This is a genomic window from Pseudomonas sp. NFACC45 (genome assembly GCF_900113505.1).
In the GTDB taxonomy this organism is placed as follows: Bacteria; Pseudomonadota; Gammaproteobacteria; order Pseudomonadales; family Pseudomonadaceae; genus Aquipseudomonas; species Aquipseudomonas tehranensis.
In genome coordinates this window covers 57,871-76,437 of the sequence record NZ_FOPO01000011.1, presented here as the reverse complement: position 1 = coordinate 76,437, position 18,567 = coordinate 57,871, and the positions used below count along the sequence as shown (strand labels likewise).

At 58.1% G+C, this 18,567-nt stretch carries 6 protein-coding genes; 2 read left to right on the top strand and 4 right to left on the bottom strand.

The features are described from left to right. Positions 1 to 24 precede the first annotated feature (24 nt). Positions 25 to 1,731 carry a ShlB/FhaC/HecB family hemolysin secretion/activation protein gene (locus BM132_RS20315; RefSeq protein ID WP_092458285.1) on the bottom strand — a complete coding sequence of 569 codons (1,707 nt, stop codon included), beginning with the start codon at positions 1,729 to 1,731 and terminating at the stop codon, positions 25 to 27. A gap of 286 nt (positions 1,732 to 2,017) precedes the next feature. Here BM132_RS20315 and BM132_RS20310 point away from each other — a divergent pair, with 286 nt between their 5' ends. Beyond that, entirely contained in the window at positions 2,018 to 2,293 is a 276-nt protein-coding gene (locus tag BM132_RS20310; protein ID WP_092458282.1) for a hypothetical protein, read from the top strand. 112 nt (positions 2,294 to 2,405) lie between these two features. Here BM132_RS20310 and BM132_RS20305 read toward each other — a convergent pair whose 3' ends face one another. The 3 genes from BM132_RS20305 to BM132_RS20295 form a co-directional block, all read right to left on the bottom strand. Further along, complete coding sequence (locus tag BM132_RS20305; protein WP_092458279.1) at positions 2,406 to 3,257, bottom strand: PoNe immunity protein domain-containing protein; 852 nt, start codon at positions 3,255 to 3,257, stop codon at positions 2,406 to 2,408. Beyond that, a complete protein-coding gene (locus BM132_RS20300) occupies positions 3,254 to 15,196 on the bottom strand; it encodes a two-partner secretion domain-containing protein (RefSeq protein WP_092458276.1) in 11,943 nt (3,980 codons plus the stop codon). Before BM132_RS20300 ends, BM132_RS20305 begins: the two co-directional genes overlap by 4 nt. A 509-nt stretch (positions 15,197 to 15,705) precedes the next feature. After that, complete coding sequence (locus BM132_RS20295) at positions 15,706 to 17,052, bottom strand: DEAD/DEAH box helicase (RefSeq protein ID WP_092397423.1); 1,347 nt, start codon at positions 17,050 to 17,052, stop codon at positions 15,706 to 15,708. Between the two features lie 193 nt (positions 17,053 to 17,245). Between BM132_RS20295 and BM132_RS20290 the strand changes: the two genes are divergently transcribed. Beyond that, complete coding sequence (locus BM132_RS20290; protein ID WP_092458273.1) at positions 17,246 to 18,535, top strand: mechanosensitive ion channel family protein; 1,290 nt, start codon at positions 17,246 to 17,248, stop codon at positions 18,533 to 18,535. Positions 18,536 to 18,567: the final 32 nt, after the last annotated feature.

The window sequence follows — 18,567 nt, the reverse complement described above, 5'->3', positions numbered from 1 at the left end:
GATCGAGTCTCGTTGCAGCAGGAATTAGAGGAATACATCCATGCGGAAGTAGATCGGCGCTTCGCGCTCGGTCAGGGCATCCGGGCGTTCCAGGGAATGGGCGAAGGTGACGCTGGCACTCAGGTGCTGGCCGCGGGCGAACAACTCCAGCGAATTGCTCGACATGCGCCCGTGCTGGTCGCCGTTGTAGCGGTCGCCGCGAATTACGCCCTGGTCGTAACCGAGGCTGGTGCCGTATTCAGCGAACACCGGGCGCAGCCATTCCAGCGTCACCGGGCGGCTCCAGCGCAGGTCGTTGCGCCAGTAACCGCCGCTATCGCCAGACAAGGACTGATCCTTGTAACCGCGAATCGACGATTGCCCGCCCAGGCTCATGCGCTGGGGGCTGAACAGCACGTCCTCGCTGCGCTGGCCGGTCATCAGGCTGCTGAAGCTGAAGGACTCACCCCACAATTTGAACGGTTGCAGGTAGCTGACGGTGGCGGTGTATTTGCGATAACGGGCGTCGGCCTGACCGGGACCCGGATCGTGATCGCCCTGGGCATCAAAGGCGCCGATGCCTTGCTGCACACCCAAGTCCAGGTTGACGAAAGCACTGCCGACCCGTCGGCCATGGTTGATGCCGAACTGTCCTTCACTCAGACGATTGCTGCTGACGTCCAGTTTGCTGTCTTCGATGAAGTTGTTGCTGCGCAGGTAGGCCAGGCCGGTGTTGAGGGACGTCTTGCTCAGAGCGTCGCGGTGAACCACCCGCTCGACCCGCAACTGATGGTTCTGGCTGTCGCCGGTCTGCTTGAAGTTGAAACCGTTGGCCGGGATTTGCGAGCGGTACTCGCTCTGGCTGTAGGTGTAGCTGAGGTTCCACCAGCCAAACGGCAGGTTGTAATAGAGCATGGCGTTGCGGGAGGTGTGCTGGTGGTCAGTCATCGCGTCATGACCACCGCGCAACATCAACTGGTCAGCCAAGCCCAGCGGGCTGTCCCACTCGAAACTGCTGCCCCACTGCTGCTCGCCAGTGCTGCGCTGGCCGTCGTTGCTGCGCGACAGTCCGGCACGCCAGGGCTTTTGCGCTTCGTTGGTGACGCGTACTTCACTGCCACCAACGTTCTTGCCAGGAGTCAGCTCCATCTTCGCCTGATTCGATGGCAGGCGATTGAGCTGATCGACCATCTGCTCGATCTCTCGCAGGTTGATCAACTCGCCGGTCTTGCCGGGAAAGGCCATCGTCAGCTCACGGTCCGAGAGTTGGCTGTTCTCGGCACCTTTCAAACCTTCTAGCCGTCCCTCGACAACCAGCACTTGCAGATGACCGCCGGACAGATCCTGTTGCGGCAGATAGGCACGACTGGTGACCAGGCCTTTTTCGATGTAGTGATCGGTGATGACTTTGAGCAGCTCATTGAGCTGCGTCACGCCCAGGCATTGGCCGATGTAGGGCTTGAGCAGCCGCTCGCGCTCACTGGCCGACAGACTGTCGGCACCTTTGAGTTCGATGGTCTTGATGGGGAAACATCGGGCATCGGCAGGCGCTGTCGGCTGGGCCGACTTTGCCTCCTTGCCGGGTAATTCCTTGAGCTCTTCCAGGCGTCGACGCTGTTCTTCGAGCAAACGATTCTGACGTTCGCGGATCAGGTCGGTTTCGCCGGGAGTGGGGGCGGCGTGAGCAAGTGTCAGGGGAGAAAGGCACAGCAAAGCTACGCACAACCTCGCCCAAATCATGGGGGAGGACATGTTAGATCCCTCTAAAGAAACGATATCAAAATAGTGGCGCGATACTAATTAGCCATCAATTTGACGTCAACAAATTGTTTGATCTGTGAGCCATTATCGAAACCACTCGTCTGAAACCAGACGCCTCTCATATGAGAGTACGAAAGGTCTGGTGAGGAGCCGGAAATGTCCTGCGCAACGGACAGACACAGTGCCGGCCGCACCTCGCGATACTCAGCCAATGAACTTTCCCCCCTCGCGTGGCCTCAACCCCTTACCAGCCCCACAAGGAATACGAGGCCATGCCATGAAAGCGCTCTTGAAACTGACCCTAGCCGCCTCCCTCGCCTGCGCCCTCCCCGCCTGGGCCACCTGTACCCCCGAGGAAGCCACCGCCAAGCGGGAACAACTGGCCCAGGAGGTGAGCAAGCTCACCGAACAGAACCCGGCCAAGGCCAAGGAAATCAATGACGAATTGCAGGCCATGGACCTGGAGACCGCCAGTAAAGATGTGCCGGATAAGTGCCAGTTGATTGATGAGCGTCTGGAAGAACTGAAGAAGGCAGAAAAGAAAGCCGGTTGACTGCTCAAAGCGCGCACAACCCGCTTCTTTGGCGAGGGAATTTATCCCCTCGCCAAAGAATTTTGTGCTGAATTTAAGTTGAACGACATACAGAGACGACCATGTTTAAATTTCATTTGCGCAGCAGTTTTGATACCCAACCCCGCTTGGGCTCAGGTCGTATTACGTGAGAACTAGGTCCGTTGGGACGCAAAAGATCACCAGGATAGTTTTCATGCCCCAGACATAAATTGTCATCTAGATCAAATACTTTGACCGCAGCAACTCCCTCGATGCACCATCGACCGAAGTAGCTACCCTTTTCCAATGGGTGTTTTTCAGGATCACCGTACTGATACCACCATGGTTGCTCTTGGCCGCGTCGGTTGAGCTCCGGGTACCAATAATTGACAAACTCTCGCAACCGTATCGCCTGCTGTTCCCTGGGTGCATCGATGGCCTTGAGCAATCGGTTATAAGGTTTGTCATGCAGCAAGGCGCTTCCAATAACACGTGAAGGCTGGCGACTGACAATCACCCGATCCAGCAAAATATCTTTACCTTCCTCACCCACGAGAGCTAATAGTCGGCACCACTGATCGTCGGGGATATCTAATACGAGCGCTAGTCCAACCAGCCAAAAACACCAAATATAATGATTTAGACTGGAAAGCTCGAATATCCAGTCGCGGCATGTCTTTAAATTATATTCAGCGCACACTTCACCAGCCAAACGGTTAGACAACTCCCACATATCCAGAATATCGGGAAACAATTGCTTCAAATCAGAAACAGGCTCACCTTGGGAATATCGTCGGAGCATCAGACGCAAGATATCCCTGGACACATCCCATACAAACTGAGGTCGATATACCGGGTTCCCTGAAGGGGTATTAATCTGTGCACGATCCTTAGCGATATTATCCTCACTGTGTTTTATCCATTTAATCCAAAATTCTTTATCCCCGCTAGAATCCCGAATCATGGCTGAGCTCCTGGAACATTTGTTTTAAAAGCTAGTATTTTGGATGTATCAATCGGCTTTGGCTTACCCAAAGCGTCGAGCACTTGAATCTCAGTAAAACCATTTGCCCCCGTCCTCACCACCCACGTCTCAGTGCGTCCAGCCTCAATGGCACGCCTGATATCAGGTGCATTTTGCTCGCCCACTGCCTTTTCTAACCGCCCGGAGCCTAACGTCCAACTGGTACTCCCCTGTTTACCATCATCTGTGTTTATAAGGCTTGTGTTTCCGCCTTTCTTGGTATCACCCACAAACTTATACTCAATAACCACAAAATCTACATCCGTCCGATTGACTCGGTACAAATCGTCAATCCCCGTCTCACCCGCCCCTTGCATTCTCGCCAGTTTCTGGCCCTCAGGAACTATTTTCCGGACAGTGGTCTCACCGAGCACCTCCCCGATGACTCGTTTCTGATCAGAGGTCAGCTCCTTTAGATCCAAAACAGGCAAGCCATCCGAACCGACCAGCCCTCCACTTCTGTACAGAGCCTTCTCAGCCGCGTCATTGAGAACCTCATCAAGCTTCTTGCCGACTGCCTCAACTGCTGCCTCTGTCAGCTTCCCCCCAACCTTGACACCAGTACCCGCCATCGAAACAGCACTAACCGTTCGGATGAGCAGAAGCGCCTGTTGTGCGGTTGAGACATCCAGCCCATAGATAGCATTGAGCTTGGCCGCCAGTTCCGGTTCTAACGCAACGGCCGCACCCTCTCCAATTGCGTTGCCGCCCTCGCGAAAACTGTCAAGCGCGCTTTGTGGCAGGCCTTTGATCCCTTCCATAAGACCATCAACCACCGCGCCAGGATTGTCTCTGACCGCATCGTAGAGGTTGATCGCGCCGTCCTTGATTGCAATCCCTGAGTCCTTCAGTTCCTTTGTAAGACCTGCGCTCAGCTCTCGACTGACGCCGCTCTGTACAAACCTCTTGTAAAACGCCGGATCCGTCGTATCGGCGAACATCTCCGGGCGGAACAGCTGCTGCCCTGTAGCGGTAAACAGCGCCTGTTTTTCCCCCAGGTCGTTAACGAATGTTTTTCCTGCCCCCGACAGGAACGCCAATGCGGCACTGTCATCGCCATCGCTCAAAACGGAACGCCAAAGGTAATCGGTGTTCTTCAGCGCCTGTTGGCTAAGGCGTTCCATCGCCACTTGCTCAGTAATGCCGTGCGTTTGCGCGAACGTTTTGGCGTTCTCTTCGAGCCATTTCTGCTCCTCGTAGTGGAGCTGCCGGTTATAGGCAGTTGCGTACTGCGCGATTTCGGCGCCCTTCGATAGATCACCACCCACCGCTGCAGCTGCGACAAGGCCTGTAAGCTGCGACGCCATTGATTCCAGCTGTTTGTTGCCACCCACCATGGTGCTAAGCACATTGATGAGCGCTTCGTTCGCGCCTGCGGCTATGGCCCCCGTTTTGAAATCGCTGCCCGTGGCTTCAGCCAGAAGTCCGCCCATCAATGCATGAGCCAGGACCTTCTGAATGCTTCCATCCTGGTATTTCCCTAGCGAGTAGTCGCCCACCATCTTGAAGCCAACAGCCATCCCCACATTGCTGGCCTGACTCGCTAAAGCGTTGCCCAGGTTATCCGTGTAGCTTCCGCCGTTAATGACTGTATTCACGAACGCATCAGAAGCTGATTTCAGCAACACGGCTTGAAGACTTGGCAGGTTAAAACCAAGCGCTGCAGGGTTATATCCTGGAGACACCCCGATCATAGCGGCGGACGTCAGATAGCCTTTCATCGCTTCCGAAGAGGTTATGTCCTTGAACGTCGCTCCAAGGTTTCCTTGGTTGTTGATAACGCTGACCGCTGCGTTGCTGGCCATGGACGTCAGCACGGCGGATGCCATCATGTTTCCCAGCCCTGCTCCAACTGTTGAACCAACAGCTGCTCCGCCAGCCACGGCTGACGCGGATGCGGTGCCCGCCGCTGCCATGGCAGTACCTGACCCCGCCGTGGCGCCGGCCGCGCTACCCACCGCTGCACTCGCGGCTCCAGCTGTTAGAACAGTCACTATAATGACGATCGCCAGCATGGCCCCCTGCCCCAAGCTTGAGCTGCTGTACTTGAATGACTCATGGGTTTCCTTGACCAACCGCCAATCCACATCGCCACGCTGCTCGGCGTCCTTGAGCCAGGACAGTTGAGGGTCGGCCTTGACCATGGCATCGATGGTCTGGCTGACAGTGTTCCGGTCAATGTCTTTGATATCGATGTTCAAGCCATCGACGGCTTTGATGACCACGTCGCCATTAGCAATCAGCTGACTTTGACGCAGCGTCTCGTCGGTGTGCCCTTTGCCTTTCATGGAATTCCACGCAAGGCTGGTGCTGCTCTTTTCGTGGCTCTCTTGAACGAGATCCTTCACACCCTCGAAGATGATTGACCCGCCGCTGTTCAGCACCAGGTCATTACCGCTTCCGAGCTTGGCCACTTGGTAGGTCTGATCTCCATTGCTGACGATCGTGAGATCGCCCCCAGTATTGATTTCGCTTCCAACGTGGGTGACTTTGGTAACTTCGTCTCGTTGAGTACGTGTACCGAAACCAGTTTTGTTCTTCCGACTGTAGAGTGAGTAGTCGCGGTCCTGCGCCGCCAGTAATTCCAAATCCCCACCAGCAACCAGATACGCCTCGTCACCCGCCGTAATCCGACTCGAAATCAACGCCATGTCCTTACCAGCAGAGATACCTACATCTCCCCCGGCAGAGATAGAGCTTTGTACCTGACTGACATGATCTTTCTGATCGGTAATTCTTTTAGTCTTGTAGAACGAGTGCTCTTCGTCCGCCGCCGAACTCACTGTGACGTTTTCGATGGCAGCCATGGCAATGTCACGCTTGGCCTCTAGCTGGCTGGCGACGATGGCTAGGTTCCGACCGGTGTCGATCGATATGTCGCGACCGGCGGTGAGGCGCGACTCAAATTGGGTGATTTGCTCCTTGGTGTCGTTTTTGCCTTTTTCCTCGGTGTTGTGCTCGGTTGCCGAGGTAATGATTACATCCCGTCCAGCGCTGATGGACATGTCTCTGCCGGCTTGCAAGGTGCTGCCGATGTTGGCGACATCTCGCCCTGCCTTGATTGTCAGGTCGTTTGCGGCCTCGATCCGCCCCACGTTGTCGAGGAACTCGCGATGCTGATCCCAGCGGCCGGCCTCTGAGTCATAGGTATGGACACTGCGCTCATTGATGACGTCGCCCTTCAATGCGCTGAGACTGACATCGCGCCCGGAAATAATCCCTCCCGCCTTGTTCACCAGATCATTGCCGGCCAAGAGATCAAGGCGATTACCCGCCTCGATCAAACCACTGTTGACCAGATCAGTGCCGGCAATAGCCGCAAGGTTTTCGCTCGCACGCAAGGTGCCTGAGTTGGTTAGATCCTTGCCTGCGATCAGCGAAACATCCTTGCCTTGGATCAGGGCTCCATTGGCGGCCAGGCGCTGATTGGCGTTCGCCAGATAGAGCACTGGCACCAACACCTTCTCGCCATTGACCTCATGCTCTTCGAGCCAGACGATGTCATGGGTCAGGGCCGCGACCTGCTCGGCGGTCAGCGTAACGCCCAGGCTCAGGTTCAACGCGTCTTTGCTGGCCACGGCGTTGTTCATCAGGTATTTGAACAAGCCTTCGTCTGTCGTCTGACCGTCGATGTACCGCTGACCGGTCCGGGCCAGGACGGCCTGCTGGATCAGTCTTTGTTCATACAGTCCATCACCCAGACGCTTGGCGCTTTCGTCCGGGTTATAACCCAGGTTCGTCAGCAAATAATCCGAGCTCATGAATTGCTTGAGCTCAGTCAGCACCGGGTTGGTTTCAATCAGGTATTTATGTGAACTGGCTGTTGCAGTGCTACTTGGAAGTCCCTGGACACGGTTGAGCATGAACCCGGAGGAACGAGCCGGCATGACGCCTGACACCGCGTCTCCCGATGTAGAGGTATCAAACGTGCTGGCCTGATTGTTTACAGTGGCGACCTGACGGTCGCCAATGCTCAGGTCTATCACGCGAGCATTGGGCTGGGCGTTGTTGCCTAATTGAAGATCACGCGCCACGGCGTTGGGTAGCGCTTGTTGACGTTGGGCGGGGGTAAGGCTGGCGTCGGCCAATGTCCAGCTGTTCGGCCCACTGGCCACGGGAGTGCTGCTGCCCTGCCCGCTCAGACGGAACAGTCCGTTCTGGCCGGTGGGCAAGCTGAAGCCCGGCAAGGCCAATGGGTTGACCTGGGATTGACGTAACTCGGGGGGAAGCAGGCTGACGGGGATAAACACCGCTTGGGACGCTGGGGAGACAGCGGTACTGGATGTCTTGTCACCACCTTTTGTTACTGCGGTGAATGGTGTGATAAGGCTGTTGTTGATAGAGGCTGAGGCGTTGATCGAGACTTGTCCGCCGGCCTGGATAACGGCGGGCGTGCTGCTTAGACCGCCGGTAACTTCGCGGCTGATGAGAGGCGTTGAGTTAAGCCAGGCTGGGGCTTCCAGCAAATGATTCTTGTCGTACAGCGAACTGGCATGGAAGTAGGTGTCGTCGTCGTTCATTCCCGAACGGGCGTACATTAGGTAAGGCTGGCTTCCTAACGAGATCTCTGTTTCAACCTCATAGTTTTTATCGAACCAGAACACCTCAACATAGCCGCCGGTGCCGCTGTCTGATCGGGGCACCAGATGAGCGACGGGAACCATCTGATAGTGTTTGATCTCGCGGGGCTTCCCTCCGTAGATTTCCCCATGCCATTCATATTCAACGGCAGGGAAATCCGGGTTGTTCCGCTGGTTATAGAAAAAGAAATCATCGGTCACTACGCTCGTCATGTTATTTGGAGCGTCATAGGTGCTTTTTACCGAGTACGGCCCGACCTGAGCGGCCTGATTCTGAAAGTCGTCAGCAGTAATCGAAATATTCCCTGTCGCCGAAATCGTGCTGTAAAGATTCGAAATCTTGCTTCCGGCTATCCGAACGTTTCCCCCCGACGTCAAGAATGAGCTTGCGCTGTCCTCGCTGGCGACAGCCTCAAAGTTCTCGGTCAACACGTACGTTCCCGATCCGTAGAAGGTTCTGTACTTGTTATCTTCAGTCCAACAGTCGCGAAGGCACACGACACCCAATGCGCCAGATACCTTGCGCGACGTATAAGCAAAACGGTCCTTAGTATTTTCAAACGTCGTCGCCGAAAGCGAGAAATCCCCTGCCGACTCCATAGTTGAGGACCGATTGGAAACCAATCGCGCCCGGCCCCCAGCGCTGTCAGCTGCAATATCGATACCACCCAGACTGTAGACATCGGCATACAGGTTGTTGAATTCAGTCACCCGCAATGCCATGTTTCCACCGCTGAAGATCAAGCCATGATCGTTCAACAGCGAAGACGCATTGACCGTCAGGTTCTGCCCACTACCCAGCGTCCCATAGTTATTCAAAACACCGGCATTGGCTGTCAGTGCCGCGTTGGAAGTGATCCGACCGTAGTTGTTCAACTGGCCCGAGGAACTTACCGAGGTGGTACCGCCACCTGCGATGCTGCCCACGCTGGTCAGATTCAGTTGCCCAGCGGTTAAGCCTAGCGTGCCCAAACTGCTGGCCCGGCCATTGCCAGAATAGGTCCCGCCCAAGTTCAGGGTCAGACTGCCATCACTGGCAATCAACCCGTCGTTGCGCCAGTTACCGCCACTGCCTACAAGAGCGGTTGTCGCCAGCAATTGCCCGGTCGCGGTTTGGGTGAAGTTGTTGACGTTGACGTTCAGCGTGCCGGCTTGCAAAACGCTGGTGTTGGTCCAGCTATCGGCGCTGAGCGTCAAGGCTCCGCGCGTGACGAAGCTGCCGCCTGCGTTGATGACATTGGTAGTGGCGACGCCGAAGTTGCCGCTGCCGACGTGCAGGATCTTGCCACCTTCATTGAGCAAGTTGCCCACACCCAGGCTCAGGTCGGTGTTGGCACTTTCCAGGACACCATTGCGGTTATCGAACAACCCACCAATCTGAAAATTGGTCTTGCCGCTGGCGCCCAGCGCACGGATCTGTCCCGTCTGGTTATCCAGGCTCGCGGCTTTGATCGCCAAAGTGCTGTCGCTTTCAATGATCCCCTGGCGATTGTTCAAGGCGCCGGTCAGGTTCAGGTCGATCTGGCTGCCGGCGATCTGGCCGTCGTTGTCGCCGCTGTTATCGAAATTGTTGCCGGTAACGTTGACCTTACCCTTGGCGTAGAGGCCGCCGGTGCGGTTGTCGAAGTTGCCGGTGGTGACGGTGGCGTCGCCGGTCTGTGCCGAGATACGGCCGCCGTAGTTGTCCAGACCGCCCAAGGCAATCAGGTTCAGGCGCTGGGCCTGGGTGATGCCGCCCTGGCGGTTATTGTTCAGGTCGTAGCCGTTTTTCAACACGCCAGTCAGGTCGGTCTTCAGCAGCCCTTGCAGGCTGGCGAGCACGCCGCCCCGGTTGTCGAAATGACGCGCTTCAACGGTCACGTCACCGGCCTTGGCTTGAATACGGCCGCTCTGGTTGTCGATATCTTGACCAACGGTCAGGACCAGATTGCCCTGGCTCTGAACAGTGCCCTTGCCGTTGGCAAGGCTGACCGCGTCGATTTGCACGGCGCCGTTTTGGCTGTAGATCAAGCCGTCGGCGCTGTTCTGCACCGCGCCCGGGGTGGTCAGGATGAGCTGGTCATTGGCCGCGACGGTGCCGCGATTGCGGTTGTCCAGGCCGCCGGTGAGCAGAGTCAGCAGGCTTTGGCTGGCAATCTGGCCACCCTGGTTGTTGATCTGCGTGGCGCGCTCAACCCGTAGTGGGCCGACGCTGGCGAGTTTGCCGTTGGTGTTGGTCAGGGCACCGAGCAAATCAAGGGTCACGGCGGCATTGCCGATCAGGTTGCCGCCGCTGTTGTCCAGCGTGGTGCCGGTGAAGCTCAGCGCGTTTTGTGCGTTGACAGTGCCGCCGGCGTTGCCCAGGGTAATAGCGTTTATGACCAAGGTGGCGCCGCTGTCGATCAAACCGCCCTGAGCGTTATTGAGCAAACCACCGGTGACGGTCAGAGTCTGGTCGGCGCCGCTGGACAGAATCCCGTCGCGGTTATCCACACTGTCTGCGCTGACGGTCAGTTTTTTCTTGCTCGCCAACGCACCGTCTGCACTGTTGAACAGCGCACCACTGAGGGTAACGCCGACGTCTTCGTCGCGGCTCGACAGGGTGCCGGCGTTGCGGTTGTCCAGGCTCGCGGCGTTCAGGTCGATGCCTTTGAAACCTGACATCAAGCCGCCCTGGTTGATGACGTCGCGGGCGCCCACGGTCAGCAGGCCATTACTGATGAGTTTGCCAGTGCTGATATTCAGGTCACGGGCGGTCAGGTTCAGGTTCTGACTGCTGGAGATTTCGCCGCCCTGGTTGTTCAGGTCCCGCAGGTTCTTGAGGCTGAGCACGCCGGCGGTGGTAATCAGGCCGGCGCTGTTGTTCAGGTCACCGGTCGCGGCGCCAAAGTCGATGGCGATCGCGCTGCCCAGCAACGAACCTTGGTGGTTATTCAGGTCGCTGGTGCTGATGTTCAAAGCATCGGCGGCGTTGATCAGGCCCCGGTTCTGGTTGATCAGTGGGCCGGTGAGTTTCAGGTCCAGATTGGCGCGGCTGGTCAGTGTGCCGCCGCTGTTGTCCAGGCTGGCGGCCCCGACATCCACGGCAGCGGCAGCGATCAAACCCTTGAGGTTGGTCAGGGCGTTGTCGACGCGCAGGGTCAGGGCCTGGTTGCTCAGTAACTTGCCGTTATCGTTGTTCAGATTTTGCGCGGCCAGGGTGAACGCCTGGGCGCTGGAGATTTCGCCGCCAGCGTTGTTGACCCCCTTGAGGTTTTTCAGCATCAGCAAGGGTGCGTTGATCAAGCCGCTCTGGTTGTTCAGTTGGCCCTGGTTCAGATCAAGGGTCAGTGCGGTGTTGCTGAAGAGTTGGCCGCCCTGCTGATCGAGGCCGGTGGCGCTGGCGGTCAGCGCGCCGCTGCTGGCGATACGACCGCCGTCCTGGTTGGTCAATTGTTTGGTAGTCAGGTCGAGGTTGGCGCCGCTGCTCAGGCGTCCGGCCTGGCTGTTGTCGAACGCGCCGGTTTCAACGAGCACCGCCTGCTTGGCGCTGATGCTGCCTTTGTTGCGGTTATCCAGGCTCGCGCTTTTGAGGGTGAGGCCGGCATCGGTGACGATTTCGCCGCCCTGGTTCAGCAAGGCGTTGTCGAGGGTGAGTGCCAACGCTCCGGCACTGGAAACACTGCCCTGGGTGTTGGTGAAGCTGACGGCGGTGACTTCAAGCGCGCCTTCGGCGCTCAATGTGCCCTTGGCGTTGTTCAGGTCCCCATCGAGGCGAGCGGTAAGGTTCTTCTGAGTCAGCAGCGCGCCGCCGCTGTTATCCAGCGTCTCGCCGGTCAGAGTCAGGCCGGTCTTGCCGGACAGCAGGCCCTTGGTGCGGTTGAGAACGTCCTTCACCGTCAGGGCCAACGCAGCGTTGGCGAGCACTTGCCCGCCGTCGCTGTTGTCCAGCGCGTCGCCGGTGACGGCAACATCGGCGTGGCCAGACAGTTCGCCGCCACGGTTGTCGATCGAATCCACGTTCAGCGTCAGCGTGTCGGTCGCCCCGACCAGCCCTGCTGCGCGGTTATCCAGGGAGGTACCGGTCAGCGTCAATGCGCCGAGGGCGATCATCTGGCCGCTCTGGTTGTTCGCGGTCGTGATGTCGGCGGTGACATCGGTTTTGCCGGCGATCTGCCCGGCACTATTGTCCAGGTTCGTGGCCTCGATGTGCAGGTCACCGTCGGCGATGATCGCGGCGTCCCGATTGATGAGTTGACCGTCCACGGTCATGACCAGCGCGCCACGGCTGCTGATCAGGCCGTCGGTGTTGTCCAGGCTCGCGCTGTGGGTGTCGATGGATTGAGCGGAAACCAACCCCTTGATGTTGTTGAGCGCCTGGTCGATACGCAGGGTCAGCGCTTGGTTGTTGATCAGCTTGCCGTCGCGGTTATCCAGGTTTTGCGCCGCCAGCGTAAACGCCTGGGCACTGGAGATTTCACCGCCACGGTTGTCCACGTCCCTGAGGTTTTTCAGCACCAAAAGCGGCGCGTTGATCACGCCTTTGAGATTGTTCAACTGGCCGTTGTTCAGGTCCAAGGTCAAGGCGGTCTTGCTGAACAGTTCGCCGCCCTGTTGATCAAGGCCGGTGACGCTGGCGGTCAGCGCCTTGTCGCTGGCGATGCGGCTGGCAACGCCGTTGCTGACCTGGGCGGCGGTCAGGTCAAGGGTGTCGCCGCTGACCAGGTAGCCGCCCCGGGTATTGTCGAAGGTACCGGTGGTGACGCGGGTCGCACCCTTGGCGCTCAGCAGGCCTTCGTTGCGGTTATCCAGGTTTTGGCTGGTGACGCTCAGGCCAGCATCGGTGGTGATGGTGCCGCCGCGGTTAACCAATGCGCCCGAGGGCGTGAGCGTCATCGCGCCGACACTGGTGAGGCTGCCGTCGGTGTTGTCGATCGTGCCGGTGTTTGCGCTCAGGGCGCCGTCACTGCTGATAAGGCCCGCAACGTTGGTCAGGGCATTATCCAGGCGAATATCCAAACCCAGGCGGGCGACCAGGCTCGCGTCGCTGTTATCCAGGCTTTGGCCCTCAAGGGTGGTGGCGCCCGCGCTGAACAGAAGGCCTTTGCTTTGGTTGATGATGGCGGCGACTTTCAGGCCGAGATCAGTACCGGCCAGGATCTTACCGCTGTCGCTGTTGTTCAGGTTCTGGCCGGTAATGTTGATACCGACGGTGCTGGAGATTTCCCCGCCTCGGTTATCCAGCGCATCGACATCGACTTTCAGCGCTTTAGTTGCGCCCACCAGCCCGCCGTTGCGGTTATCCAAATTCTGGCCGCTGACGGTGAGCAGGCCTTGGGCAACCAGCTCACCGCCCTGGTTGGTCAGTTGCGCGACGTTGGCGGCGAGATCGGTTTTACTGGAGATTCGCCCGCCGCTGTTATCAACTTCAGTCGTCTGCAGATGCACCGGGCCAACGGCACTGAGCAGACCGCCGCGATTGTCCAACTGCGAGCCATCGACACGCAACGCTGCCTGGCTGCTGAGCAAACCTTGCTGACGATTGTCGAGTCTGGCGACAGTCAGTTGCAGATCCTTCACGGACTGGACCTTGCCGAGGCGATTGTCCAGGCTACCCGCCTGGACATCAGCCATGCCCTTGGCGCCGAGGCTGCCTTGCCGGTTGTCGAACAGGCCGCTGATGCGCGCGGTCAGGCTGCCATCGCTGACCAGGCTACCCTCGAGAGTGTTGTCCAGGCTGGTGGCGGTGACTGTCAGGCTCTTGCCGGAACCCAGCACACCGCTCTGGTTGTTCAGGGCACCAATCAAACCGATGTTCAGCGCTACATCGCCGATGAGCAGGCCATCGCTGTTGTCCAGCGTGGCGCCGGTGACTTGAGTAGCAGCGGCGCTGGAGACTTCGCCGTCGTGGTTATTCAACTGCCCCACATTGGCCTTCAGGTTGCCGTTGCTGCTGACGATGCCTTGAGTGTTGAGCAGCTTGTCGGCCGTGACGTTCAGCGTGTTGTTGCTCAGTACCCGCCCTTTGTTCTGGTTGTCCAGCGTCCCGGCCTTCACCGTGGCGGTCTGCCCTGCGCTCAAGGTCCCGCCCTGGTTGTTCAACGTCTGCGCAACATTGGCCGTCAGGTTGCGGCTGGCAACGATGCTCTTGCCGTTGTTATTCAGCGTCTGCGCGGCGAGGCTCACATCCCCCGCCGCATTACGCGAGTTGTCGGCATTGACCCCGGCCTCAATGATGCCGTTGTTACTCAACTGCCCACCGGCGCTCAGGGTGATGGTGTTGCGCGCCGCGAGGGTTTTCTGGTTGGTCAGGTTGCCTTGGGTCTGGGCATTTAACGTAGTACCGGCATAGACCGGGCCACGGGCATCGAGGCTCGCAGCCTTGACCTTGACGGCGTCAGTGGCCGAGGTGTCGACCAGGCTCAGATGGCCGTTGGCGTCGAGCTGGATATCACCACCACTGGCAATCAATTTGCCGTCCAGCTTGACACCAACCCCGGCCTCGGTGCCCACCAGCTTGATGGCGCCTGCATACATGCCGCCCAGGGCCGAGGAATCAATAGCCAGTTGCGGTTTGGCGCTGCCGTCATCGGCCCGGGCAGTGGCGTTGAGGGTGGTCGCGTTGACGTCGTTGCGCCCGGCAATAATCGTCAGGTTCTTGGCCTGGATCTCGGCGTTGATCTTGGCGCTGCGGGTGATGATTTCGAAATGGTCGACGTTGTTGGCGTTGAGGCCTGCGCCTTCGATGGCAACGCTGCCTTTATCCACCTGGTAGCGATCCAGCCGACCGTTTTCCACCACCGGTTTGCCGGTGCTCAAAGTCACCTTCGGGCTGTTGATGAAACCGCAACCGTTGCAGGTGATGCCGTACGGGTTGGCGACGATGACGTGAGCCGATTGCCCTGCGACTTCGGTGTAACCGCGCAACTGGCTGGGGTTGCCGCCGTTGACTTCGTTGAGGATGGTCTTGGCAGCCGTGCCATTGAGGTTCGGGTTGCCGAGGATGATTCCGCCCAACTGCGTGGACTGGGTGCGGTTGGTGGCGTTGTTGAGGATTACGCCGTTGCTGCCGACGTTGTAATCCTTGAACTGGTTGTGGGACAGCCCGCTGCCGTTGGGTGCGGCGATGTTGACGATGGGCACGCCGTTACCGGCCCGGTCCAGGCCAGTACCCGGTGCGCTGACCACGATCCCCTCGGCCTGGGCCCACAGCGGTTGCCAGAACATGACGTTGGCCAACAGGAACGCCAGGCCGCGCTTGGGCATGCCCCAGAAGTGCTCGCGATTTTTCAGGACAGCAGAAGGCTGGCGGGCCAGGAAGGCGTGTTGGCGGTCGTCCATGATCGAGTCTCGTTGAAGCAGAATTTAGAGGTGTACGCCCACGCGAAAACAAAACGGCCTTTCGCGCTCGTTCAAAAGTTCGTGCATGTACCGACTAAGGCAGCTAGCAATTATTCATATCGCGGGCAAAAAACTGTCAGCACTTGAGTTCGATAAATAAGCCCGGGAATACCCTAGCCTGTCGACTGCTATGGCGAGACTGAATTGAAATCAATCCGAAAGATATCAATATGCCATTATTCGCATGGGAGTCTATTAACGGAAGTTTTGAAGGTCAACGACGTATAGATGAAGTATTTATTACAATTAAAATTCAAATTATTAGCGACGAAAACAATGTAGCGCCTCTATTGAGATTTCTCGCAACGTGAGCGGCTGTCAAAAAAACCAGCAAAGCGGAAATAAAACTTACCCGGCGAGAAGTCAATAAAAATAGGTAGGGCACCCAATACCACGCATAAAAAAACCGGACCCAAAGTCCGGTTTTTTTATGCAGCACTACCGCCGTTTCACTCAGCCGCTGGCGCCTCTGGCTTGCGGCGCTTGAGCGGGGCCATGCCATCCTTGCTGACCAGCGAGAGGGCGTCGGTCTTCGGGCGATTAGCGATTTTGCGTTTGGTCGGGGCCTTGGCGCCGGTTTTCTTTTTGTCGCCCTTGGCGTCGACCTTTTTCTTCTTCACGCCAACGGCCTTGCCCGAGGCCTTGACCTTTTTCGGTCCGCCGTAGGTGCCTTTGACTTCCTTGATGGTGCGGCGCTCGAAGCTCTGCTTGAGGTAGCGCTCGACGCTCGACATCAGGTTCCAGTCGCCGTGGCAGATCAGCGAGATCGCCAGGCCATCGTTACCGGCGCGGCCGGTACGACCGATGCGGTGCACGTATTCATCACCGCTGCGGGGCATGTCGAAGTTGATGACCATGTCCAGGCCGTCAACGTCCAGGCCGCGGGCGGCAACGTCGGTGGCGACGAGGATTTTCACGCCACCTTGCTTGAGGCGGTCGATGGCCAGCTTGCGGTCTTTCTGGTCCTTCTCGCCGTGCAGCACGAACGCCTTGTAATCCTGGGCCACCAGGCGACCGTAGATGCGGTCGGCCATGGCACGGGTGTTGGTGAATACGATGGCTTTTTCGTAGGTCTCGTTGGCCAGAAGCCAGTTCACGATCTGTTCTTTGTGCTGGTTGTGGTCAGCGGTGATGATCTGCTGACGGGTCGTGGCGTTCAACTGGCTGACCGCGTTGAGCTGCAAGTGCTCCGGGTTGTTCAGCACCTTGGCGATCATTTCCCGCAGGCCCGACCCGCCGGTGGTGGCAGAGAACAGCATGGTCTGCTGGCGATTGACGCATTCGTCCACCAGGCGCTGCACGTCTTCGGCAAAACCCATGTCGAGCATGCGGTCGGCTTCGTCCAGCACCAGCACTTCGACTTCCTTGAGGTCAAGGTTGCCGGCGTTCAGTTGCTCGATCATCCGCCCCGGCGTGCCGATCAGAATGTCCGGTACTTTGCGCAGCATGGCGGCCTGGACCTTGAAGTCTTCGCCGCCGGTGATCAGGCCGGACTTGATGAAGGTGAACTGCGAGAAGCGTTCGACCTCTTTCAGGGTCTGCTGGGCCAGCTCACGGGTCGGCAGCAGGATCAGGGTTTTGATGCTGACGCGCACCTTGGCCGGGCCGATCAGACGGTTGAGGATCGGCAGCACGAACGCCGCGGTCTTGCCGCTGCCGGTCTGCGCCGTCACCCGCAGATCACGCCCCTGGAGCGCGAGCGGAATAGCCGCTGCCTGCACCGGCGTTGGCTCGACAAATTTAAGCTCGGCCACGGCTTTGAGCAGGCGTTCGTGCAGGGCGAATTGGGAAAACACGGGTGCTACCTCGAAGAAATGCAAAAAAACAGCTGCATAGGGTAACGGTTTCGAGCGCGAAGGCCGAGTTTCTTTATACGAACGGCGCTAATCAGTGGCTTTTTTGTGAGCCGATTCGTCATCAAGGGTCACTTAACCTGGCTTAAATGCTCTAATCGCACCGTCGCGTCTTTATAGAAGAACCGTTTCGTCCATGGACATCAAACAGCTCTGGGTCAACATTCAAGACTTCTGGGGTGCCCTTGAGCAGCACCCGCTTCTGCAGTCCAGCCTTGCCTTGTTGTTGCTGCTGGTCGTTGCGCTGGTGCTCGGGCGCGTGGCGCGCTACCTGATTTTGCACGGTGCCAAGTTGCTCGGCCGCCAGCCGGCCCTGCACTGGGTCAACGACCTGCGTCATAACAAGGTTTTCCATCGCCTGGCGCAGACGACGCCCTCGCTGGTCATCCAGTTCGGCCTGCACCTGGTGCCGGAACTGAGCAAGACCAGCATGATTTTCCTGGGCAATGTCGCCCTGGCCTTCACCATCCTGTTCATGGTGCTGGCCACCAGTGCCCTGCTCAGCGCCTTGCTGGACGTCTACGCCCGCACCGAGCATGCCCGTACCCGCTCGATCAAAGGCTACGTGCAACTGGCGAAGATGGTGCTGTATGTGTTTGGCGCGATCATCATTGTCGCCACCCTGATCGACCGCTCGCCGCTGTTGCTGCTGTCGGGTTTAGGAGCCATGTCGGCGGTGATTCTGTTGGTCTACAAGGACACCTTGCTGTCGTTCGTCGCCAGCGTGCAGCTGACCAGCAACGACATGCTGCGGGTCGGTGACTGGATCGAGATGCCTCAGGTGGGGGCCGACGGTGACGTGGTGGACATCACGCTGCACACCGTCAAGGTACAGAACTTCGACAAGACCATCGTCTCGATTCCCACCTGGCGCCTGATGTCCGAGTCGTTCAAAAACTGGCGCGGCATGCAGCAATCCGGCGGGCGACGGATCAAGCGCAGCTTGTTCATCGATGCCAGCGGTGTGCGTTTTTTGCAGGATGAGGAAGAACAGCGCCTGACCCAGGTTCATCTGCTGACCGATTACATCAGCCGCAAACAGGCCGAACTCAAGGCCTGGAACGAAGCCCAGGGCAACGTCGCAGCGATGTCGGCCAACCGCCGACGCATGACCAACCTGGGCACCTTCCGCGCTTACGCCTTGGCGTATCTGAAAAGCCACCCGGACATCCAGCCCAACATGACCTGCATGGTCCGCCAGATGCAGACCACGGCCCAGGGCATCCCGCTGGAAATCTACTGCTTCACCCGCACCACTGCGTGGGCCGACTATGAGCGTATCCAGGGGGATATTTTCGATTACCTGCTGGCGGTAATGCCGGAGTTCGGGTTGAGCCTGTATCAGCAGCCCAGCGGCAACGATTTACGAGCAGGCCTGCTGACTTTGAGACAGGATGGCAAAGCAGTCGACTTGTTGGAAAACTGAGGCCAGGGGGCGGTCCTGTTGGCCCTTAATCG